A 22,516-nucleotide genomic window follows, 5' to 3' on the forward strand; every position below is an offset into this window, starting at 1 on the left:
CCTATCCCTGGTTGAATGGGGCTGCTCTCTCGATCAGCTCATCCAGATCAGGTTCACTGCTATTGAGTGGCATTCCAGGGTGGATACAGCGGGATGGACATATTTCTGCCGCTTCAACCAGTTCCGCATAGGTTCCAGCATTGGGGTCAGCTATGTATGCCTGTTTATCATCGTTGTAGACAAACATTTGTGGATTCATATTGGTGCAATCATTGCATGTTGTGCAGAGAATGGATTCGATCCATGGGTCTTCAGAGATCTCGATAACAGGCTCCTCCTCTGAAGCCATCTCTTCGACAGCCTCCTCGGTTGGTTCGGAGTCTTGCTCTTCTGTCTCTGTAGTAGTTGCAGTAGTTGCAGTAGATCCAGCGCCGGCAACGATATTCTGTTCGAGGTTCATTCCCATCAGCACCTTAGCCAGTTTACTCATCACCGTTGCTGTTGCATCGGCCTGTAGTTGACTAATCTCCTCGGCGTGACTCTGCTGAAGCTCACTGATAATGCTGTTCTGTTTTGCCTCCATCAACAGGTTAGCCTCATTGACAGCCTGGTCTGCGTGTGGATTACGTACTCCAGAGAGCTCCTGCAGGGTATGCCAGTAGTTGAGCCTATCCTTGCACGCAAGCACCAGTTCTCGGGATACAACAGCTCTGTGGAGCAGGTTATCCTTGTTGATAGTCCAGACGAATGGTACTAGAGAGAAGCTGTTTTCCTCGGATTGTTGCAGATACTCAGCAATTGGAGTTAGAGCCTCGGACTCAAAATTACCAGGAATAAGGCGAAAATGGTTTCTGAGTTTAGGTACCAGCAGTGCATAGTCGGCAAAGGTGAAGGCGAATTCCGTATGAGTCACCTCACCATTCTCATTTTGATAGCTGAACGGATGGATGGCCCAATCCTTTTCAGGCTGCGGATTGACACTAAAATTCATCCGCTCGGCAAAGGTATCCCCCAGTTCTGGATTCATCCGGAAGAAGGGGTGAACACGCCCCTCCAGGGCAGCACTGGCCACCATCCATGGATCCATCAGGAACTGTTTTCTGCTCTTCTGGATTGATGGATCGATCATGTGAGGATCATCTTCCTGCAGATTACTGGTAATCTGAACCCCGGTATTAATCAGGTGGACTCCAGTGTGGGGAATCTCGGTTGCCTCCAGGAAGCTGCTCATCAAATGTTGATAGCGAGCAGCAGAGGTTTGGGCCACGTAGCATTGACGATGTGCTGTTGCTATATACCCTAGTTCCAGACGGAAATCATGGAATGGGGACTCTTCTTCACTAGCAGCAGGATTACTATGACCCTTGACTCGAGTCAGGATCTGAATGGGTCGTCCGGAGCCCAGTAGCTGAGAGAAGGAGCTAAGCCCCTCACGGGCCAATCGATTTGCCGGCTCTAAAGCAACCGTTGCTGGAACAAGTAAGAGTTCCTCCTTTGAAAAAGCCTCCCAGTTAAAGTTGGCAAACCAGGGGTCATGAACAGTTGCATCATAACTGTTGTCAATCTCCAGGCGGGCAATTCTGCATGCAGTAAAGAGCTCGGCAAGCTCATTTGCCTCACTGTCGAATATGGATGTCGCCTTGTGACAAGGGTCTGCATCAACTGTAGTCTCAAAGTGGTTGGGATGATCAGCCCATGGACCAGAGAAGTCGCCAGTATGGATAAAGCGTACCTGAACAGGATCTCGCTGGAACTGGTTTATGATCTCTGCTGCATGAGTGATTCTATCCTTGCGCGCCTCAGACATGGTGACTGTGCCACTATTCTGGGGAAGCACTGAAGAGAGGGCCTCGGAATTAAAGCGATTGGCATTGCTGCCAACACTTTTCTGTAGTGCAGAGGCGCCCATTGCTTCACCTGATTTGCGCTGCTCGATATCAAGAATCTGATTGAGTTGGCGGCGTAAATCCTGGAGCTCAATCTCAAACTGGTCCCAGCGCTCTTCAGAGCGTCCATGGACCAGATGAATCATTAGATGAATTGCGGTATAGCGATCGTATGGGAGGAGTTGATCCGCTTCACTGAAGAAACCCTTAAGTTGCTCAAGATCATTCTCGACCGCCTTCTGGTTGTCACCAGATAGAGAGAGGTGCTGTAACAGTGCTTCAACAGAACGGTTTACTGCCGGGAAGAGCTGGAGTGGCCCATCATGCCCTTCCAGCTCACCTCGAATTGCATGTTCCAGCCAACCCAGGTTATCTTTAAGTATTCGTGCACCATTCTCGCCGGGGGCAAATTCTGCTACAGACTCCTGGAGAAATGTGGAGAGAGGTAGTGCATATTGACTGCTCTGGCGGGACTCTCTGGAGAAGAGAACCAATGGATAGTCATAACTAATCTTTGAGACATCACGAAATGGACCAAGCAGTGCAGGAAGATAATCACTGCCAATCTGTCTGGTCTCACGTTCTACACTAGGGTCTCCAAGGTGAAAGTGGTGAAGAGTCCTTAGAGTTTTGGTCTCTGATTCTGGCTCTGATTGCGTAGAGTTCAGTATGGGAAGTGAATGTGCACTACTCATTGGGTTGAATATTCCTCTTTAGATCGCAAACGCATCCAGGGCGTCATTGGTTGCAGCAATCTTTATTTCATCCGTAGCATCGTGGCCGACGCTAGAGAGGTCACTGTAGCAAGGGATGTTACTATTCTGATAGAGGAGACCAACAGGAATGATTCCCTTCTCGGTCTCGTCACGTGCAATTTGAAGAGCTTCAGCCATATCTGCAGGGTCATGTTCCATGGTTTCAGGAAAGAGCTTTTCAATTCCCTTGGCGACGGGGATCCCGTTTTCATGGGTCAGTAGACGCAGTCTGGAGGCATCCTCCTGAAGCTCCTTGGTAATGGAGTCTACAAAGACCGGGCAACGCTGAATGATTCTGACAAAACTTGTCCCCTTGTGTTTGTGTGCCGCCTTCAGAGTCTCGTGCAGCAGGGGAGGGTTCCAGTCCACAACCTGCGCAACAAATGATGCGTTGGTGATTCCCAGAGTAACTGTATTGGGGTTGAGCATATCCAGAGATGCTCCCTGCGGATGAGTGCTGGTCTTGAACTCGATTGGGGTGGTTGGAGAGGTCTGCTTTTTGGTCAATCCATAGATCTGGTTGTCAAAGACAAGCACTGTCATATCCATGTTATAACGCACGGCATGAATCCAGTGAGCTGTACCAATAGAGAAACAGTCACCATCTCCGGTAGCTACCCATACATCAAGATCTGGGCGTCGAGATTTTACCCCGCAGGCCAGAGGGAGGGCGCGACCATGGAGCCCATGGAGTCCATAAGTTGCCATATAGTGTGGCATCCGGCTTGAGCAGCCGATTCCGGAGACAAAAACTGATTTTTCCGGTGGTAGCTGAGCATCACGCAGGATGCGATGAGCTGTTGCCAGTACTGCATGGTCACCACATCCGGAGCACCAGCGTGCCTCATTTCCTTCATAATCATCCAGGGTGAAGTAACGCTCCTGAATATCGAGGGACCAATCTGCCTTGATTCCAAACATCGTTATTCTCCTTTGTCCTGTGAGGATCGGTTGTCAGTAACCTGATCCAACCGTTCCTGAATGGCGTTCTCAATAAGTTCCGGTTGCAGGGGGTGTCCATAGACCACTGACCAGCAGTCCACATCAACCAGAGTCTGAATACGTAGTATGCTAGCCAGCTGTGCGTAGCGACGGTTCTCATCGGTAATCATCGGTGCCTTGGGGTCGTCACTGTAGTTGACCTCTACCGTAATTACCTTTTTGAATCTAGAGAAAATCTCTTTTAGTCCAGGCTCCAATGGAGAGAGGAATCGTAGGTGTATTGAGGAGACCTTGCTCCCTTTTTCACGAAGATTATCAATTGCCTCGTTGATTGCGCCATAGGTAGAACCCCAGCCAACAACTAACAGGTCTCCACTCTCGTCACCGTGTATTTCTGGAGGAGTCAGGGTGCTTTGCAAGGTGGCCAGTTTGCGACTACGCATGCTTGTGCTGTGCTGGTTCTCGGTCGACTCATAGGATACCTTGCTCTGTTTGGTGTGAGAGAGGCCTGTCAGTACATATTCACCCCTGGGCATTCCCGGGATTGGGCGTTGTGAGAGCCCGGTTTTTTCATCCCAGTCATAGGCTGGAACATCCGGGTTCCATTCTGATTGATCCAGTGGTGGTGCCAGCATGTCACGGCTCAATTCCGGACGTACCCAAGGCTGTACCCCGGTTGCCAGATTTGCATCTGTCAAGACGATTACTGGGGTGCGGAAGGTTTCAGCCAGTTTGCGGGCCAGCACTACCATACTAAAACACTCAGCAATGGTGGCGGCAGCAAGTATAATCTTGGGCGCATCTCCAGGCATGCCATAAAGGGATGAGAGGAGGTCTCCCTGCTCAATTTTGGTGGGGAGACCAGTAGATGGCCCGCCACGCTGAACATCTACAATCACCAGCGGGATCTCTGCCATTACTGCCAGAGCAATGTTCTCGGTCTTCAGTGCCATACCTGGACCTGAGGTAATTGTGCAGGCTGTTTTGCCAGCGTAGGAGGCACCAATTGCAAATGCTATTGCCGCAATCTCATCCTCTGCCTGATGAACGAAGCCTCCAGCTGCCGGGTAAACATCTGCCAGATAGTGTGAGGCAGAGGTTGCCGGAGTAATGGGGTACATGGAGACTAACTCCATTCCAGAGGCCATCACCCCCAAACCAATTGCAGTATTCCCGTTAGTGACAACCATTTTCTGACTGCCCATCTCTTCTGCTGGAGGAATATCAAAGAAATAGTCGCCAACATGCTTCTCTGCAAAGGCGTAACCAGCATCAAACAGGTTTTGATTGCTGGTGATGATCGCGTTTTTCTTGCCGGCAAAGGTGATGGCAATCTCGTTTCGGCTCATCTCTTTGTCGCGGTTATAGATTCGGCAGAGCATGCCGAGGACAAACATGTTTTTCCCTTTGCGGGGGTCTTTGACTACCTCCAGACAGGCCTCGTGGATCGGTAGCTCATGGACAACCAGCCCATGCTCACGGAATTCGACAACGGCCTTTCTATACATCTCCTGAATTTCTGTGGAAGCATCACTTTCCCAGCGATTATCCAACAGAACAATAGTGCCTTTTTTGTAGGCACCATTGGCTATTCTGGAGTAGAGAACCTGTTCATTGAAGGCGACAACCAGGTCACCCTCATTGCCGACATTGGTCATATATTTAGAGCCAAAGCGGATACGAATACCACTGGCTCCAGATGGGGTGCGCGCAGGTGGCTGGATCTCGGCAGGGATAATTTCTACCGTCCAGACTCCATTGTTCATTTTGGCACTTATATTTCCGAAGGTCTGCCCACATTTTTGGGCTCCTTCTCCAGAGTCGCTTACAATTTCTACAATATTTTCTTTGATGCTAGTTGGTTGCACGAACGATTTCCTCGCAGAGCTTTTTCTTTTGTTGACCTTGACAGGTCGGTGGCAATAGCCGCTAATCATCTCATGAAACAGGGTGTGGAATCAAGCTGAAATGACTATATAAGCTATGTGTGTATTGTGGTTTTTGGAGAAAATAACCGACGATTACCGGTTTTTTACCTAGATTTCGCCGAAGTTTAGGTTTGTTTAGCTGTGTCTCAGTGGTTGCTCATATTCATCCATAAAATGGTAGAGAGAGCTATCAAGCAGTTTTATTGCCCCGTCCAAAAGATGGCAACGGCCACTTCCCGGGAGGATGCGGGTTAGATTAATCAATGTGTCAAGATCGGCACGGGTTCCATTTCCGCTGTCAATTCGCGAGAGCAGTTGAGACGCATAAAATGTTCCTGTTTTGCATGAAGGACACTGCCCACAGGATGAGTTTGCAAAGAACGAGACATATTCTGTCACCCGGCGTACAACTCCTGTCCCCTCTGAGATTACGATCATTGCCCCTGTACCCAGGCTGGATCGTCTCTCCTGCACCGAGTCAAAGTCCAGCGGGACATCCAGATCCTTTGGTGTCAAGATTGTGTTGGAGGGGCCACCGGTAAAGACTGCCTTGAGTTTTCTGTCCAGCAACATGCCTCCACCATGGATATGGATCAGGTCAGACAGGGGAGTACCCATCGGGAGTTCATAAGCTCCGGGACGTAGTACATCACCACTCAGGGAGAAGATCTTTGTGCCGTGCGAGTCTCCCTCTCCCTGGTTTATAAACCACTCTGCACCATTGCGAATAATATGAGAGACGTTGGCCATGGTCTCTACATTATTAATCAGTGTAGGGAGTCCAAATAGTCCTGCTTTAGCAGGATATGGTGGCTTGCCACGTGGAAATGGAAATTTGCCCTCAATAGACTCAATTGCCGCAGTCTCTTCACCACCAATATAGTGACCAGAGCTGGCAACAATATAAAACTCAAGAGGGCGTCCAAGGATGTTGGAGACCTGGTTTACATAGTCGGTTTCACTCCACTGGTTTGTGGCCTCTTTCATCGCCTCAAGCGAACCTTCCTGTTCAGGATTTATATAGAAGACAATCTGGTTTGTGCCAGTGGCCAGTGCGGTAATAATTGCCCCTTCAATAACCTGATGAGGGGTCTCCTGAAGCAGGATTCGGTCTTTGAATGTTCCCGGCTCATCTTCATTTCCGTTACAGATGAGATATTTGTCCTGGTCACTCGGTTCATTCGCTACAAATTCCCACTTGATATGGGTTGGGAACCCGCTACCACCGAGCCCCAGTAACTTTGCTTCACGAATGGTTGGTAGAATATGTTCCGGATTCAGTATTGCTTTCTCCAGACCGTCACCACCAATATCAACCAGCCAGGTATCGAGATCAGCACCGAAGCGACGATCAGGATGAAGTAGTACCTGATTCAGTTTTGATAAGTCACTCATGAGCTCTGCCTTCGGTTACGGTGCAGACCAACATAATCTGAGTCCAGATCAAATTTTGCATATTCAGGAAAGAGTATTGGTCCCTGTAGATCCATAGAGAGTTCTGCGTTGGTCAGCTCTCTACGGAGTGTATTTAGGTGCTCAATAGATAGTTGACTGCTGCGTTTGTCTTTTCTTTTTTTGGCGGCGGCAGCTCCTGCCTTACGCCCAAAGCTGATAATCTCAAGAAGAGCATTTCCCATAAGACGATTTCTTCCGTGAATTCCACCGGTTACCTCACCAGTAGAGAAGAGTCCTGGCACTGAGGTTTCACAATCTTCATTAATTACTACACCACCGTTCTGATAGTGGAGGGTAGGGTATATAAGTAGTGGTGTTTCAGCCGGGTTGATTTCGGCTTTCTCTCCCAGGTGCATTAGCTTGGGAAACCTCTTCTGCAGAACCCCGGGTTGCCTGGCCTCCAGCCCTGGGGTGTCCAGCCAGATTCCCTGATGGCCATCCTCTGTAATTATGCCTCGACCTTCACGACATTCACGAATAACGGCGGCAGCAACAATATCTCGAGCGGAGAGCTCATCAACAAAGCGTTCTCCATTCCCGTTTAACAGATAGGTTCCACAGGAGCGAACTCCTTCAGTTATAAGGCTGCCTGCAAGGTGGAAGGGGTATGCAAGACCAGTTGGATGGTACTGAAAAGAGTCAAGATCACGCAGTTGCGCTCCCATGCGATAGGAGAGTACCAGGCCATCACCAGTTGCACCGAAATGGTTTGATGTTGGAAAACCATTAAGGTGCATTCTTCCAATGCCGCCAGTTGCGACAATAACTGCCTTTGCGCTTATCTGGATATATTTTCGATTTTTCAGTGAAGAGATAACAGCTCCAGAGCAGCCACCCTGATCATCCCCTAGTAGCTCCACTGTTGGACTGTAGTCCCACACATCAATGTTGCTGTTATGGACAGATTCACGTAGTACTCGCATCATCTCCAGGCCAGTGTAGTCACGATAGAAACATATGCGTTCCGCTGAGGTACCACCAGCACGCCTGGTAAGCAGGTCACCAAACTCATCCAGATCAAACTGCATGCCCTGCTGGATAAGCCAGCGAATAACATCAGGTCCATCCAGCACCAGTTGAGATACAAGGTCAGGATCAGATTTCTGATGGCCGGCACTCATGGTGTCGTTATAGTGGAATTGGGGCGAATCATCCTTGTTGATGGAGGCTTGAATACCGCCCTCTGCCATTACTGTGTTGCTATCCCCAAGACGCAGTTTTGTAGCCAGGATTACTCTGGCCCCCTGTTGTTGTGCAATCAGTGCGGCAGCACATCCTGCACCACCACCACCAATAACCAGTACATCTGTCTCTACAGTCGCGGCTCCTGCCAAATCAGCTTCACTGATTCTTGAGTCTGACTGCAGTGTATCGGCAAGCTGTTTGTGGCAAGGGTCTCCCTTGTTGGCTCCAACCTTTAGTGTAGTTAGGCACTCTTCGATATAGTCTGGGTGAAAACTGTTTAACAGTTTTTCACTATCAATTTCAGGTATTGGCAGAGGCCGCTCCTGTTTGATGCGATAGTTGGCGACTGCCTTCTGATAGGATATTGCCTCGTTATTGACCTTATCCATAATTACTCCTTGATCACCTGTAGGGCGCCAGTACGGATCTTTTCAAGGCGATTAATCAGGTTGGAGGGGCGAGAGTGAAAGTATGCGGTCACACGTCGAGCAAACAGGCCAACATGGTTTGGAGCAATCTGTTCAGGACATCCGGTCATGCAGAGATCACACATAACACACTCAATAAACAGGTCTCCGGCCTCTTTAAAACGCCCCTTTACCGCAAGCTCAACCCCCTTCTCAACATCAATATCCTTGGGGCATGATGTTGTACAACCGTGACAATTGCGGCACTGTTGTGCTTCAGGAAAAATCTTGTGGAACTCGGTCTGGACCTCCCATGAATTTTGTATCTGTTCCAGACTGTAGCTATGCTGGGATGGTGACGGAAAGACCAGAAACATTACCTCCATACCATCCTCAACCAGGGTCTGGCACCCCATCTCCATGCTTATCTCGTCAGTTTCTGCGCGACGCACCAATACCCGGCAGGATCCACATACACCCTCGAGACAGCCAACCCCCTGGACGCGGGGATATCCTGCTTTCCACAGTGCCTGGATTACAGATAGTGTCGAGGAGACATGGATCTGTTTGCCGTTAATGGTGACATGGACTTTTGTTTGGGTATCGCTCATGCAGGATTTTATGTATTGAAAACAAACGAATATAACATAAAAAACCGATTCTTATCTCTGTAGAGCAGGTCTATAGAACAAGAATCGGCCTTGTTGTTGGTACTCCCTAGGGGAATCGAACCCCTGTTACCGGCGTGAGAGGCCAGCGTCCTAACCGCTAGACGAAGAGAGCATTTTTTTGGTCTATGTGACCGGTGGCGTATTCTGCCAGAGAGATAAAACAAGTACAATACGCAATATGAAATTAATAAAAGGCTCAGGATGGATAAAACGCATGTTCTCTTCTGAAAAAGGGCGACCATCTGTCGATGCGACTATATTTTCTCGTTCGGAGCATCCGGTCTCACGTGGGCAGATGAGCCGTAATGCGGTCAAGGTTCTAAATAGAATACACAAAGGTGGATATGGAGCTTATCTGGTTGGGGGTGGAGTTAGAGATTTGATGCTGGAGCGTGAGCCCAAGGATTTCGATGTAGCAACAGATGCAACTCCAGAGGAGATCAAGGCACTATTTCGTAACTGTCGTCTGATTGGTCGCCGTTTTCGTCTGGCTCATGTCCATTTTGGGAGGGAGATAATCGAGGTTGCCACCTTCCGTTCGGGACAGGATGGTTCAGTGAGTAACGCGAAACAGAGTGAACAGGGCATGATTCTGCGAGATAACCTCTACGGAACTCTGGAAGAGGATGCCTGGCGTAGAGACTTCACAATCAATGCGCTCTATTACAATATTGCCGATTTTTCGGTGGTGGATTATACCGGTGGAGTAAGAGATCTGGAACGTGGACAGATCAGGATGATTGGTGATCCAGCGCAACGCTATCATGAAGATCCTGTAAGAATGTTGCGGGCAGTCCGTTTTGCAGTAAAGCTTGGTTTTCAGATTGAGAAAAAGACTGAGCAACCAATTTTCAAGCTGGGAAATCTGTTGGAGCAGATCCCCCAGGCGCGACTATATGAGGAGTTTCTCAAGATGTTCCAGTCAGGGCAGGCGCTGGAGACCTTTGAACGACTGCGTCACTATGATCTGTTTCGCTACCTCTTTCCGCTTACTGACAGGGTATTGGATCAGCAAGAGGGGTTTCCTCATGCCTTTCTGATCAAGGCACTGGAGAATACGGATCGTCGTGTTGCAGAGAACAAACCAATTACCCCGGCATTTCTGATTGCAGCACTTCTCTGGGAGGAGGTGCGACAGATTGCAGACAGATCTGATGAGAGACACCCAGAAAGTGGTGCCAGATTGCCAGAAAATGTACGCCTGCACCATGCAGGGCGTAATGCATTGAGGGAACAAAGAAAAACTCTATCAATGCCAAAAAGGTTCGCCATAATGGCCCAGGAGATATGGGAACTGCAGACCCGTTTTCAGCGTCGTAAAGGCAGGCAGCCATACCGTTTTATGGATCACCCCCGCTTTCGTGCTGCTTATGATTTTCTGTTGCTCAGATCCGAGGTTGGTGAGGTTGATAGCGAACTGGCCAACTGGTGGACTGACTTCCAGAAAGTTGGTACGAAGGAGCGAGAGAGCATGATCAACGAGGCTCCGGGTAGCGGTAAGCCCAGAAAAAAGCGGCGTAGACGCAGCAAGAAGCCGGCTCAGACCAGCAACTGATGAAGGCATATGTTGGGCTGGGAAGTAACCTGGATAGTCCAGACAAGCAGATAGATAGTGCGCTGCTTGCGTTGGAGAATATGGATCAAACCACTCTTGTTGCCATCTCTTCACTTTATATAAATCCACCGATGGGACCACAGGATCAGCCGGACTACCTGAATGCAGTTGCAGAGATAGATACAACACTGGGACCATCACAACTTCTGGATCAGCTACAAAAGATAGAGCATCAACAAGGGCGTAACAGAGAAAGGCGTTGGGGGGAGCGTACAATTGATCTTGATATTTTGCTCTATGGACAAGATGTTGTGGATGACGAGAGATTGCAGATTCCTCATCCAGGAGTTGCAGAGAGGCCATTTGTACTGGTTCCTCTGGCTGAGATTGCAGGTGCTGAGCTGAATGTTCCCGGGGAGGGGATGGTTGGAGAGTTGTTGCAACAGTGTGATTGTGGTGAGATGACAAAAATAGAAATAAGAGGGATAGATTGATGAGTAGTTCAACCACAAACAGTGGGCATGGTCGTGTAACAGTCTCTACATTAATGGAGATGAAGGCTAATAAAGAAAAAATCACCTCACTTACGGCATATGACTATAGTTTTGCTCAACAGATTGATAAGGCGGGAGTTGACCTGGTTTTGGTAGGGGACTCTCTGGGGATGGTAATTCAGGGCAGAGAGACCACAATTCCAGTGACTGTTGACGAGATGATTTATCACGCCAGGATGGTTGGTCATGGCCTGAAGAGAGCGTTACTGCTGGTTGATATGCCCTTTATGAGTTACGCCACGCCAGAGCTGGCTCTGGAGAATGGTGGTCGCCTTATGAAAGAGACAGGGGCACAGATGGTAAAACTGGAGGGTGGAGAAGATCAGGTTGAAACGGTGTCACTTTTGGTGAGTAGAAATATTCCTGTTTGTGCTCATCTGGGATTGCAGCCACAGTCTGTTCACCGTTTGGGCGGATATCGTGTTCAGGGCAGAGAGAGTGATGTTGCCCAGCAGATGATTGCCGATGCTCACGCGCTAGAGCAGGCAGGAGCCTCAATGCTGGTGCTGGAGTGTGTCCCGGTGGTTCTGGCTCAGGAGATTACGGCGGCGCTTGAGATTCCGGTTATTGGGATTGGGGCAGGGGTTGAGTGTGATGGCCAGGTGTTGGTGCTGTACGACATGCTGGGAATTACTATGGGCAGAGTTCCACAGTTTGTGAAAAACTTCATGGAAGATGGCGGTGCTGTTTCGGAGGCACTTTCCAATTATGTTGCAGAGGTTAGAGGGGGCAAGTTCCCGGCTGTTGAGCATACATTTCAGTAGGGCGGTTGTGGGGTGGAAGAGTTTAGTCAAATTGAGTCATTAAGAGAGCATCTTGCCGGATTGCGCTGCATGGGCGAGTCAATCGCCTTTGTACCAACCATGGGTAACCTGCATGAAGGACACCTGGAGTTGGTGAAAGAGGCAAAGAGAAATGCAGCTGTGGTAGTTGTATCCATCTATGTTAATCCTGCCCAGTTTGGAGAGGGTGAGGATTTTGATAATTATCCCCGGACCATGCAGCAAGACCGAGAGAAGCTTGAGAATATTGATACCTCAATTCTCTTTGTTCCATCAGATGGAGAGATGTATCCAGCTGGAGACCGTTCACCAGCTACAACTGTTGAGGTTGCAGGGATATCCGAACAGCTCTGCGGCCGCTCTCGTCCAGGACATTTTGCCGGGGTAGCTACAGTAGTTACCAAGTTATTAAACATTGTGCAGCCTGATGTAGCGCTTTTTGGGCAGAAGGATTACCAGCAGTTACTGGTTATTCGCCAACTGGTTGCAGATCTTAACCTTCCTGTTGAGGTTATCGGGGTTCCAACTTTTCGTGAAGATGATGGTTTGGCCATGAGCTCCAGGAATGGTTATCTTGATGCGGAGGAGAGAGAGAGGGCCCCCGAAATATACCGTACACTACAGTGGGCTGGAGATCAGCTTGAGGCAGGTAGAGAGGATTACCCCGTGATTGAGCTGGAGGCGATAGAAAAACTTCGGCAGGCCGGGTTCCTGGTTGACTACTTCTCAATTCTGGATTCAGGGTTGCACAGCGTCAAAAATGGCAGCAAAAACCTGACTGTTTTGGCTGCAGCAAAGATGGGGGCAACCCGATTAATTGATAATTTACCCCTTAATCTGAGATAATATGCCGATGCAAATCAATATGCTCAAGACAAAACTGCATCGTGCAACGGTTACCCACTCTGAATTGGAGTATGAGGGCTCATGTGCGATTGATGGAAGCCTGCTTGATGCCTCCGGAATAATGGAGTACGAGCAGATACATATCTACAATATCGATAATGGCGAACGTTTTGTAACCTATGCTATTCGTGCAGAGCATCGTTCTGGTGTGATCTCGGTTAATGGTGCGGCAGCACACAAGGCAAACCCTGGAGATCGTGTGATTATCTGTGCTTACACGGCACTGGATCAGGCAGAGGCAAAAAATTTCAAGCCCAGACTGATCTACCTCAGCGGTGATAACCGTATTGAGAGAACCGCCCATACCATTCCTGTACAGGCCGCCTAGTACTATATTCTCTAGCCAGTATTCCTCATCCCATTGGATATGGCATTAATGGTTCTTAACAGCGGCTGCATCCATTGATCATCCTCTCTCTCTATATCTGGAGATGAGATAAATCTCTGGTGCAGAATAATCTGGATGTGGTTAAGTGGGTCCAGATAGGGGTTGCGGCGCATAAGAGAGAGTGCGAGAGATGGTATATCCTCAAGCATGCTCTCCTGTTCGGTAATCTCCAGGAGCTGCTGACATGTTTTGGCATGTTCGTCTCTGATCATGCTGAAGATCTTTTGTGCGCTCTCTTTGTCCTCTGCCAGCATGGAATACTCTTCCGCTATGTCCATATCTCCCTTGAACAGGGCCATCTGTGTATTACCCAAGAGGGCGCTGAAGTAGGGCCATTGTCTGGCCATCTGCCTAAGCTGTTTTAACCTTTCAGGCTTGTTATCGCGCCACTTTTCCAGGGCGCTGCCTATGCCATACCATGCTGGGAGAGTGTGTCTGGATTGGGCCCAGCCAAATACCCAGGGGATGGCACGAATGGAGCTCTTGGAACGATTACCCTTGGAACGATGTGATGGACGAGATCCCAGGTTAAGGAGTCCGATCTCCATGACTGGTGTTGCTTCATAGAAGTAGTCCAGTAGTCCGGGCGTATCATCTATCAGATTGCGATAACTCTTTTCCCCAAGCTTGCTTAGCCTCTCCATTACCTTGCGATGCTCTGGGTGTTCGGATTCACTTTTGCGTATGATGCATGTGGTTGCTTTCATAAGTCCAGTAACGCCCATGGTCAGTTCGTAGAGTGCAGTCTCCTCATTGGCATACTTGTAATAGAGCACCTCTCCTTGTTCGGTAAACTTGATTTGGCCATGAACAGTTCCGGCTGGTTGTGAAAGAATTGCATCATGGGTAGGGCCGCCACCACGCCCAATGGTACCGCCACGACCGTGGAACAGGCGACACTCTATCTTGTACTGCTTCGTCAGTTTTACAACCTGTTGTTGAGCCTTGTACAGATGCCATGATGAGGATGCGATACCCCCATCCTTCGATGAATCAGAGTAGCCCAGCATCACCTCCTGGAGATTGCCTGATAGAGTGAGCAACTCTCTGTATGTCTGGTTTTTGAATAGTCTGCTCAGTACCGGTTTCAGTCTGTCAAGGTCATCAATGGTTTCAAATAGTGGGGTCACCTGGAGATGGCAGAAGCGTCCACCAATATCACGCCCAACCAACCCTGCCTGGCGGGCAAGCAATAGCACCTCTAGCAGATGGCTTGCCTCATGAGTCATGGAGATCACATAGTGGCCAAATGATTCATCACCAAGTTCCTCACGCATACGATAGATAACATCGAATATCTCTAGAGTCTCCAGGGTTTCTGTCTGCAGTAGATTTTTCTGTAGAGTGAAGGGCCGATCCTGCTCTATTGCCTTGGCAAGCAGCTCAATTCGTTCAGATTCATCAAGGCTGTTATAGTCGATGCCGGTTTCATTGCTGGTTAGCATATCTGCAATAGCATCGGTATGGCGTGTCGATTCCTGGCGTATATCAAGATGGAGAAGGTGGAAGCCAAAGGTCTCGACAAGCCTGATTAGATCCTGCAGGTCTCCTCTGGCAGTACGTAGATCTCCCTGATGTACCAGGGCATCGTATATCAACCCTAGATCTTGGCGGAACTCATCAATGGAGTCATAGCCAGGAATACGATTGTCCACGTTATTGCCGAAGATGCGGCGATTCAGGATCTCCAGATTTAGTGAGAGACGGTGTTGAATAACAAAGAGGCGACGCCGATATGGTTCATTATCAAAGCGCTCTATCTGGCCACAATCGATTGATTGGCAGAATTTTTCATCCCGGGAAACCTGGTCAATAAATGGCTGTGGCAGATCTGATAGCTTACTGGAGTGTGTGAGCACATGGATGAGTGAGTCAACACGACCTATATACTCCTCAAGAATGGTTTTTGCATAGATACGTACAGCGGTTTCAGTGGTTTGAGGCGTAACATATGGGTTGCCATCACGATCTCCACCAATCCATGAGCCAAAGCGGAGAAATGATGGCACCTCAACTCCCTCCATGGTAGGAGCGCCATCAAGATATATCTTGCGGATGTGTCGTTCCAGATTACGATAGAGTCTGGGGACGGACTTGAATAGAGATTTCTGGTAATAGTAGAGCCCCTGGTTGATCTCATCCTCTACAGTTGGTTTGCGTGTACGAATCTCGTCTGTATTCCAGAGTATCTGTATCTGTCCCTCCAGGTCACGAATAATCTCATCTTTTTCAGAGCGGCTCAGACGAGGGTCATCCAGCTTCTCTTCATACTCAAAAACCCGGCGCAGACCCTCCATGATTGTTCTGCGACGCGCCTCGGTGGGATGGGCTGTCATGACCGGCATGTAGGCCAGACTGTTTAACAGGGATTGCAGATCTTCTTTGTCAATTCCATCATCCACAAAACTGTGGAGGGTTGCATCAAATGATCCTCTCCACAACTGCTTGTCGGTAAGTAGTTGTTTGCGACGTTGCAGGTGCTGAAACTCCTCTTCAGTCTGGTTTATCAGGCTGAAGTAGATGCTGAATGCCCTGATAACATGGGTGAGCTGATCTGGGTCCAGCTGTTCTATCAGCTGCATCAGTCGGGCACGTTTTCGGCTATTCTCCTTTTTTCTGAGAGCTATAAAACCCTTTCTCAGCGTCTCTACAGCATCAAAAATATCCTCACCAGCCTGGTTTTTAAGCACATTGCCAAGGAGTGTGCCGAGCAGTTTTACTCTGCTACGGAGAATCTGGTCTCTGGGTTGGGTAAGTTTCTTCATCCCTTTCAGAATGACATATTCACCGGTAGAGTGCAATTAGCAGCTCATATAGTTCCTGAATGAACCAAGATCATGAACATTATCGAAGCCCATAGATTCCAGGTATGTTTTTGCCATACGGGTGCGGGCTCCGGTAACGCAATAGAGGACTATTGGACGCTCTTTATCGAGCATCTCCTCGGCCACCTGAATTGATTGCAGTGGGACATTTACCGCATCAGGAAGGCATCCTTGTGCGTACTCCATCGGACTGCGAACATCTACCAGTTGCCCATCCTCATCTTTTATCATCCGCTGCGCATCTTCGCAGCTTATGTTCTGTGAAAACATAATTGTTTCCTTTTTTATCCATTTGTCACCAGGATAACTATGCAAGCCATCTAAATTATGACCCCGTGATTATTGGGGTTCAAGACCGCTATTTTTGGTATAAGTGGCGGAATCTATTCTCTTTTTTGTGAATAGAATGTGGTGACTGTTGTTAAATTAATACTGCGCGCATTGTACCATATTCAACAAATCCCTTCAATGCTTATTCTGGGAATCTTTCTCCAACTTTCGATTTCTACGTAGAGCAATCATGATGCCAATAACAAGAGCCAGAGCCAATAATGCAAGTATTTTTCCCATAATATTAAAGAGTTACGATATTTTCCGGTGGAGGTACAATAGTTGGATCCTGAGGTGGATCAATATGAATTAGATCAGAATATGGCCCAAGCATGGTCATGGTTCCCTGAAAGCGGTCTGTTCCATCATAGCTGTAATCAAAGCTGTAGGTGCGGTAAAAACGGATACGGCCACTACTGTCTCTGCGTAGGCGAATGCGTCGGAGTGATACAGTCTGATCAAGGAGTTGTGCACCATAATTTTTACAGGTCAGGCGACAAACCGTAATGGCTCGTTCACGCGCACGCATGCTGTCCGACCAGAAGAAAATGGCGGAGAGGGGGATACCAACAAGCAAAAGGGTCTCAATCAGGTCTCGCATGGAATGACGACTTTACCATATTCGCAGGGCTGAATTTTGCAGAGCTACAGGAATAAAATGGTATGCTCCGGATCAATCTTTGGGATTCTTGAGCTGGTCTCCTTGCAGCAACGGGGGTACGCCTATATCCCGTATGCCACGCAATGAAGTGATCTATTAAATATGGACTAGTTTGGAATAATTGAGTAACCTAGCGAGTCATTCAATAACATAACACGTTTAAGGAAGAAAATATGAAGAGCAGAAATAGTCTACTGGTGGCATTGAGTGCAGTCACTGCAATAATAGTCTCAACAAATGTATCTGCGGATGCTGCCGGTGATTATGCCGCTGGATGTTTTGCCTGTCACAGCCCTGCAACTGCAGCCGCAGTAGGTGCTCCTGGTGTGGGTGACAAGACTGCCTGGGCACCACGTATTGCCAAAGGTATGGATGCACTCTATGCAACCGCAATCAATGGCTCTCCAACAAACCCACTGATGATGCCGCGTGGTGGAACAGGCCTGAGTGATGATGCACTGAAGGCTGTGGTTGACTACATGGTGGCACAGTCAAAATAAGAATAGTTTCTTCATAACCTCTCCAGATAAGATATATCTGGAGAGGTGGTATCCAGCCGTCATCACCCACCTGTACTTCTGTTGTTGGGAGTAGAGTAGTATGAATCCATTAAGCTTTTTTAGAGGTTCCCTGGCTACAGATCGCGAGCAACACGAAAACCGGTATCATCACTTTTTCTGCTTGGGAAGTCGCGCCAGCGGTTGGCGGAACGTACCTCGTGTGGAGGAAAGCTCCATGCCCCACCACGGATAACCCGTTTTCCACAGCCACCCTTGAGATATGGTGAGCCATCAATGGGGGCATCAGAATAGGTGTCAGACCAACAGTCAGCAACAATCTCGAATACATTACCGGCAGTATCATGCAGTCCAAACAGGTTTGGCCTGAAGCGCCCTACAGGTGCGGTACGCTCACCATCCCATATGCTGCCACAGCCATCACAATTGGACTCCGTGGTTGGCGCTTGATCACCCCACCAGAACACGGTTTCTGTCCCACCACGCGCGGCATACTCCCACTCAGCATCAGATGGAAGGCGATATGGCTGGCGTGTTTTGGTTGCAAGCCACTCGGTATAGGCAGTTGCATCGTTCCATGACACATTTACAACCGGTCGGTTACCACGTCCCCAGCCGCTATCATCTGGTTTATCATGACCGGTTACCTCGCAGAAGAGATCATACTCATCAAAAGTGACCTCATACTGACCTATGGCAAATGGCCTAAGGCGCATTGGTTGAAGAGGGAGCTCATCGTTATCACCATCCTTATTTCTTGAGCCTCTGGTAAAGTCTCCTCCACGCAAGGCGATCATCTCTGGAGCAGAAATATCCTGATATAGCAGATCATGAAACTGGGTTGCAGGGTTAAGTTGTTGACGATAATTAAACAGAGATGGCGCTCTGCCGTGATGGACATTAACTGCAAGCAGTGAGAGCTGTGATGAAGGGATATCAACCCTGTCTCCATAACGGGTCACAGCCTGTATTGAGGAGTTTCTAACTACCCCTTGTCGTATCTTGCCATTATTGTCGGTAATGTTAACTGATAGCTGATCCTCTATCTCCTCAAGATCGATTATATGGAGCTGCTGGATGGGGATTATGGAGAGCCCATCCTCTCCTGCAAGCAGAATTGATGAGGTTGAGATGGTTGCAGTGAAGCGGTCTCCATTGTCTGTACTGATTGAGTCAACAGGTATCGGTGGTGGGGAACGTACAGTTTTCCTGGAGAAGATAATCTCTGAAATGTCTGCCAGGTCCAGAGGGAGTGCAGGTTGATCAAATCGTAAAATAGTAAATTCGTCACTCTGTATTGTTCCGCTGAAACGCTCTCCAGGATGAGTTGTAATCTGGTCAGTACCACCTTTCTGGCCAGGGGTAAGTGATGCAACAAAAGAGTAGGGAATTGTGACCAGACCATAACTGGTCTCAATAGCGAAAGCCTCATGAGCAATAGTGCCATGGAAGATGTTGCCATTGTTCATGGTCACCACCTCGTATCCCTGGCGGCCGGACTCTGCCGTGCTGCTAATGATCAAGAGCAATCCAAATAATAGTCTGGCCATGTTGGTATGAATCCGTGCGAAAGTAATAGCGATATCACCCATGCAGCATGCTCAAGCACATCCCTGTGTCGCTCGACTGTGGTCGTCCAGGCCACAGACGGCTACTCGTGGGAGGTCGCTATTACTTTCGCACGGATTCATAATAAAAAAGCCCTCAGAAGTCTCCTTCTGAGGGCCTGTTTTCAGAACGTTAATCTGAGCTTATAGCTTCTTGCCGTCGCTAAATGCATCAGTAGTAATGTTCTCATACCAGCTCAGTGCATACGCTACTTCACGTTCGCGATGTGCTGGATTACGGTTTTTACCGCTTGGGGTAAGACCACCGGAGACCTTCATGACCTTCGAGTGATCTGCAGCCAACTGGTATACCGCTGCTACGGAGAACGCATCATTTGGTGCAACCACACTGTAGCAGGTGTTGGTGTAGGCCGGGATTGGAGCAGAGTTACCATTCAATGCTGCAACAATAGCCGCTGCCGTTACCTTCGCTTCAGATGCCGCCGCATAACCGGACTTTGGAAGCCCCTTGGCTGCACTGGAGTCACCAATGACGTGGATGTTTGCACGCTTCTTGGACTCAAAAGTCTGCAGATTTACAGGACACCAGTCACCATCAACCAGACCATTTACATGTGCAACATGGCCAGCCTTCTGGTCAGGAATAACGTTAAGAACGTCACCCTTAACCTCGTCAACCTCGGTGATAGCAGTGTTTGTAGCTGCATCAATCTCTTCCAGAGGAGTCATCTTTCTCCACTCAATGATAGAGCCATCATTGCTACCGTCTGCAGCTGGATCAAATCCATAATGGATATTCCATGCCTCACGGAACAGGCCAAACTTGGAGAACTTACCCTTTGGATCAAGGACAATAATCTTGGATTTTGGATTGTGAGTCTTGAGGTAGGAAGCGATCTGGCTGGTACGCTCGTAAGGTCCAGGAGGGCAACGGAATGGGTTGCGAGGTGCTGCAATTACAACAGTACCACCATCCTTCATGCCACGAATCTGCTCACCAAGAAGGTTCATCTGATGACCAGACTTGTATGCGTGAGTTACAGACTTGTTGGCAACCTCTTCACTGTGTCCATCAACAAACTTGAAGTCAACACCTGGAGATACCACGCAACGGTCAAAGCCGTAGCTTCCACCACCAGCAGTCTTCACGGCCTTGTCACCAATCTCGGTAACAGAGTCATGAACAACCTTGATACCCATTGCAGTAAGACCCTCATAGGTGTGACCAAGCTGATCCATGGTAACCATTCCGGTCAGGGTCAGGTTACTGGTAAAGCCGGTGTAATAGGTCTTGTTTGGCTCAATGATAGTCACATCAATGGATGCATCGGCACGCTTAATGTATTTTGCTGCAGTTGCGCCACCCAGACCACCACCAACAACCACAACACGACCGCGCGAATCAAGGTTGGTGTTTGCAAAAGATAGCCCAGAAGTGGCAATGGTTGCAGCACCAACTGCTCCACCAGAAACCTTCAGAAAATCTCTACGATTAAATTTACTCATTTTATTTGCTCCTCCTTAACGCTGACTGGCGTAGTAGTTGAGGATGGCTTCCATACCGGCAGCACCTTCCTTCTTGTTCAGCTTCTTGACCTTTTTCTTCATCTTCTCGGGCATAGAGCGATCTCCATTATCGAAGTCTTCCATGCTGTAGTGAAGGTAAGGTGTTAGCTGACCAGCAAGAATACCGGAGTCATCGTCGGCTAGAGATCCACCCTCTGAGTGACACTTCTCACAGTACTTGTCATGCAGTTTCATACCCTTGGCAGCCTTGGCCTTGTCAAAAGACTGATCTGCACGAGTCTGTGATTGCTCGGCGAAGTAGTTAGCCATTGCGCCGATCTCATCTTCGCTGTAGCCCTTGGCAATACGTCCCATAATGGTACTGACAGTATCACCCGACTTGTATGCATTCATCATATCTGTAATGTAGGTTGCAGACATTCCGCCAATGGATGGAATAGCTGGTCCAGAACTACCGCCATCAGTACCGTGACAACCGGCACAGGTATTGGATAGCATTGATGCATCAGCCCCTGTCATATTTCCGCCTGCAGATACAGACAGACTAATTGCGCAGCCACCAATGATGGCCATAGCAAGTTTAGTTGCTTTCATATCTCCTCCTAAAGTTAATTAGAGATTTTGTTAAAATTAATATTAATTTGCTCCAAGTCTCTCAACCCGGAGCAGAGCAATAATAATATAAAAAGAACTTCTTGTGCAAGCAAATAGAGGCAGATTAGAGTATCTGTATCTTCTTATATGCGTTTACTGAAACTGCATTCAGGGTGTGGCTGCAGCGTTTCAGTAAAATTATTTTTTTATGATTGTGCGAAGATATTCTGTTAGTTGATGATGGCGATTCATTTTTGAAATCAGTAACAGATCAAGCCCCTCATGATCACGCACATCTGTCTTTGCGCCTCGTTGAATCATTAGTTTTGCCAGCTCCATATTGCCACTGCCTACCGCTTCCATTAGTGGTGTCCACCCATCCTGGTCGGTGACATTTATATCTGCACCGTGGTTAAGTATGGTAAGTGCGCTATCAACCCCTCTTTTGGAGACAGCGTAGTGGAGAGCTGATGCGCCGTGATCATTAGTGACGGATGTTGATGCCCCGCGGTTGAGCAGGGCATTAATAATATCCATATTCCCGCTCTCGGCCGCCATCATCAATGCAGTTTTCCCATTTTTATCACGAATATCCATTCCCGCACTGGCGAGAAGAAGCATGTGTACAGTATTAATGTGCCCCTGTTTTGTCGCTATCATGAGAGCAGTCCGTCCATGGCGATCTGCGGTGTTAATGTTGCTGTTATATGCCATAAGCATGGAGATGACATCTGCATCTCCACTGCGGATTGCCACCATCAGGGCATCCATTCCATTACTGGTTTTGATGTGAGGGTCGGCACCTGACCTTAATAGTAGGGCTACCAGGGTGATACTTCCCTCATCTGCAGCAGCGGAGATGGCGGTATATCCACCTTTGGTCTGATCATTAATACGGGCGCCACTGTCAATAAGCAGTTTTGCAATTGAGATTTGACCATCCTCTGCAGCATAAATCAGCGGAGTATGGCCAAGCTCTCCTCTGCTGTTTACATTCGCGCCTCTGTCAATTAGTTGTTGAGTGGCCTCAAAATCACCATTGGCAGCTGCTCTGCGCAGGGCGTTATCCAGTGCCTCATCAGCGGATGCTGTAGTTGAGAGGAGCATGGAGAGTAGGGTTATTACGATTTTTTTCATTG

19 protein-coding genes and 1 tRNA gene are annotated in these 22,516 nt (G+C 48.5%); 6 read left to right on the plus strand and 14 right to left on the minus strand.

Annotated elements, in window-relative coordinates:
- Window position 1: 1 nt before the first annotated feature.
- The 7 genes from AC3ZFK_RS02615 to AC3ZFK_RS02645 all read right to left on the minus strand — a co-directional run bounded on the left by AC3ZFK_RS02615 (window position 2) and on the right by AC3ZFK_RS02645 (window position 9,281).
- A complete protein-coding gene (locus AC3ZFK_RS02615) occupies window positions 2–2,521 on the minus strand; it encodes a ferredoxin (protein ID WP_487506541.1) in 2,520 nt (839 codons plus the stop codon).
- Between the two features lie 18 nt (window positions 2,522–2,539).
- Window positions 2,540–3,502, minus strand: a complete 963-nt coding sequence (locus tag AC3ZFK_RS02620) for a thiamine pyrophosphate-dependent enzyme (RefSeq protein ID WP_487506542.1) — start codon at window positions 3,500–3,502, stop codon at window positions 2,540–2,542.
- 2 nt (window positions 3,503–3,504) lie between these two features.
- Window positions 3,505–5,391 carry a 2-oxoacid:acceptor oxidoreductase subunit alpha gene (locus AC3ZFK_RS02625; RefSeq protein WP_487506543.1) on the minus strand — a complete coding sequence of 629 codons (1,887 nt, stop codon included), beginning with the start codon at window positions 5,389–5,391 and terminating at the stop codon, window positions 3,505–3,507.
- Window positions 5,392–5,586: 195 nt separating this feature from the next.
- Window positions 5,587–6,846, minus strand: a complete 1,260-nt coding sequence (locus AC3ZFK_RS02630; protein ID WP_487506544.1) for a complex I 51 kDa subunit family protein — start codon at window positions 6,844–6,846, stop codon at window positions 5,587–5,589.
- A complete protein-coding gene (locus tag AC3ZFK_RS02635; protein WP_487506545.1) occupies window positions 6,843–8,480 on the minus strand; it encodes an FAD-dependent oxidoreductase in 1,638 nt (545 codons plus the stop codon). The genes AC3ZFK_RS02630 and AC3ZFK_RS02635 overlap by 4 nt, the downstream gene beginning before the upstream one ends.
- A gap of 2 nt (window positions 8,481–8,482) precedes the next feature.
- Window positions 8,483–9,109, minus strand: a complete 627-nt coding sequence (locus AC3ZFK_RS02640; protein ID WP_487506546.1) for a 4Fe-4S dicluster domain-containing protein — start codon at window positions 9,107–9,109, stop codon at window positions 8,483–8,485.
- A gap of 97 nt (window positions 9,110–9,206) precedes the next feature.
- A tRNA-Glu gene (locus tag AC3ZFK_RS02645) sits at window positions 9,207–9,281 on the minus strand.
- 66 nt (window positions 9,282–9,347) lie between these two features.
- Between AC3ZFK_RS02645 and pcnB the strand changes: the two genes are divergently transcribed.
- The 5 genes from pcnB to panD are packed head-to-tail and all read left to right on the plus strand — an operon-like array spanning window position 9,348 to window position 13,294.
- Window positions 9,348–10,724: a polynucleotide adenylyltransferase PcnB gene (gene pcnB, locus AC3ZFK_RS02650; RefSeq protein ID WP_487506547.1), complete on the plus strand. Its 1,377-nt coding sequence runs from the start codon at window positions 9,348–9,350 to the stop codon at window positions 10,722–10,724.
- The gene (gene folK / locus AC3ZFK_RS02655; protein WP_487506548.1) at window positions 10,724–11,218 is read left to right on the plus strand and encodes a 2-amino-4-hydroxy-6-hydroxymethyldihydropteridine diphosphokinase; all 495 of its coding nucleotides are present in this window, start codon (window positions 10,724–10,726) and stop codon (window positions 11,216–11,218) included. Before pcnB ends, folK begins: the two co-directional genes overlap by 1 nt.
- The gene (panB, locus tag AC3ZFK_RS02660) at window positions 11,218–12,042 is read left to right on the plus strand and encodes a 3-methyl-2-oxobutanoate hydroxymethyltransferase (RefSeq protein WP_487506549.1); all 825 of its coding nucleotides are present in this window, start codon (window positions 11,218–11,220) and stop codon (window positions 12,040–12,042) included. The genes folK and panB overlap by 1 nt, the downstream gene beginning before the upstream one ends.
- 12 nt (window positions 12,043–12,054) lie before the next feature.
- On the plus strand, window positions 12,055–12,906 hold the full coding sequence (gene panC, locus AC3ZFK_RS02665) for a pantoate--beta-alanine ligase (RefSeq protein ID WP_487506550.1): 852 nt from the start codon (window positions 12,055–12,057) through the stop codon (window positions 12,904–12,906).
- Between the two features lie 7 nt (window positions 12,907–12,913).
- On the plus strand, window positions 12,914–13,294 hold the full coding sequence (gene panD / locus AC3ZFK_RS02670) for an aspartate 1-decarboxylase (RefSeq protein ID WP_487506551.1): 381 nt from the start codon (window positions 12,914–12,916) through the stop codon (window positions 13,292–13,294).
- 11 nt (window positions 13,295–13,305) lie between these two features.
- Here the strand turns inward: panD and ppc are convergent, their stop codons facing one another.
- The 3 genes from ppc to AC3ZFK_RS02685 all read right to left on the minus strand — a co-directional run bounded on the left by ppc (window position 13,306) and on the right by AC3ZFK_RS02685 (window position 17,110).
- Window positions 13,306–16,119, minus strand: coding sequence for a phosphoenolpyruvate carboxylase (gene ppc, locus AC3ZFK_RS02675; RefSeq protein ID WP_487506552.1), 2,814 nt, complete (start codon window positions 16,117–16,119; stop codon window positions 13,306–13,308).
- A 36-nt stretch (window positions 16,120–16,155) separates the two neighbouring features.
- The gene (locus AC3ZFK_RS02680) at window positions 16,156–16,449 is read right to left on the minus strand and encodes a rhodanese-like domain-containing protein (protein WP_487506553.1); all 294 of its coding nucleotides are present in this window, start codon (window positions 16,447–16,449) and stop codon (window positions 16,156–16,158) included.
- 304 nt (window positions 16,450–16,753) lie between these two features.
- Window positions 16,754–17,110: a DUF3301 domain-containing protein gene (locus tag AC3ZFK_RS02685; RefSeq protein WP_487506554.1), complete on the minus strand. Its 357-nt coding sequence runs from the start codon at window positions 17,108–17,110 to the stop codon at window positions 16,754–16,756.
- Window positions 17,111–17,343: 233 nt separating this feature from the next.
- On the opposite strand from AC3ZFK_RS02685, the gene AC3ZFK_RS02690 reads away from it, so the two are divergent.
- The gene (locus AC3ZFK_RS02690; protein ID WP_487506555.1) at window positions 17,344–17,670 is read left to right on the plus strand and encodes a c-type cytochrome; all 327 of its coding nucleotides are present in this window, start codon (window positions 17,344–17,346) and stop codon (window positions 17,668–17,670) included.
- A gap of 134 nt (window positions 17,671–17,804) precedes the next feature.
- Here AC3ZFK_RS02690 and AC3ZFK_RS02695 read toward each other — a convergent pair whose 3' ends face one another.
- From AC3ZFK_RS02695 to AC3ZFK_RS02710, 4 genes are all read right to left on the minus strand, one after another.
- Window positions 17,805–19,238, minus strand: coding sequence for a formylglycine-generating enzyme family protein (locus AC3ZFK_RS02695; protein ID WP_487506556.1), 1,434 nt, complete (start codon window positions 19,236–19,238; stop codon window positions 17,805–17,807).
- 201 nt (window positions 19,239–19,439) lie between these two features.
- Window positions 19,440–20,762 (minus strand): FCSD flavin-binding domain-containing protein, encoded by a 1,323-nt coding sequence (locus AC3ZFK_RS02700; RefSeq protein ID WP_487506557.1) that lies wholly within the window; start codon window positions 20,760–20,762, stop codon window positions 19,440–19,442.
- A gap of 15 nt (window positions 20,763–20,777) precedes the next feature.
- A complete protein-coding gene (locus AC3ZFK_RS02705; RefSeq protein ID WP_487506558.1) occupies window positions 20,778–21,377 on the minus strand; it encodes a c-type cytochrome in 600 nt (199 codons plus the stop codon).
- Between the two features lie 198 nt (window positions 21,378–21,575).
- Window positions 21,576–22,514 carry an ankyrin repeat domain-containing protein gene (locus AC3ZFK_RS02710; protein WP_487506559.1) on the minus strand — a complete coding sequence of 313 codons (939 nt, stop codon included), beginning with the start codon at window positions 22,512–22,514 and terminating at the stop codon, window positions 21,576–21,578.
- Between the last annotated feature and the right edge of the window lie 2 nt (window positions 22,515–22,516).

It is taken from the genome of Candidatus Thiopontia autotrophica (genome assembly GCF_982804495.1).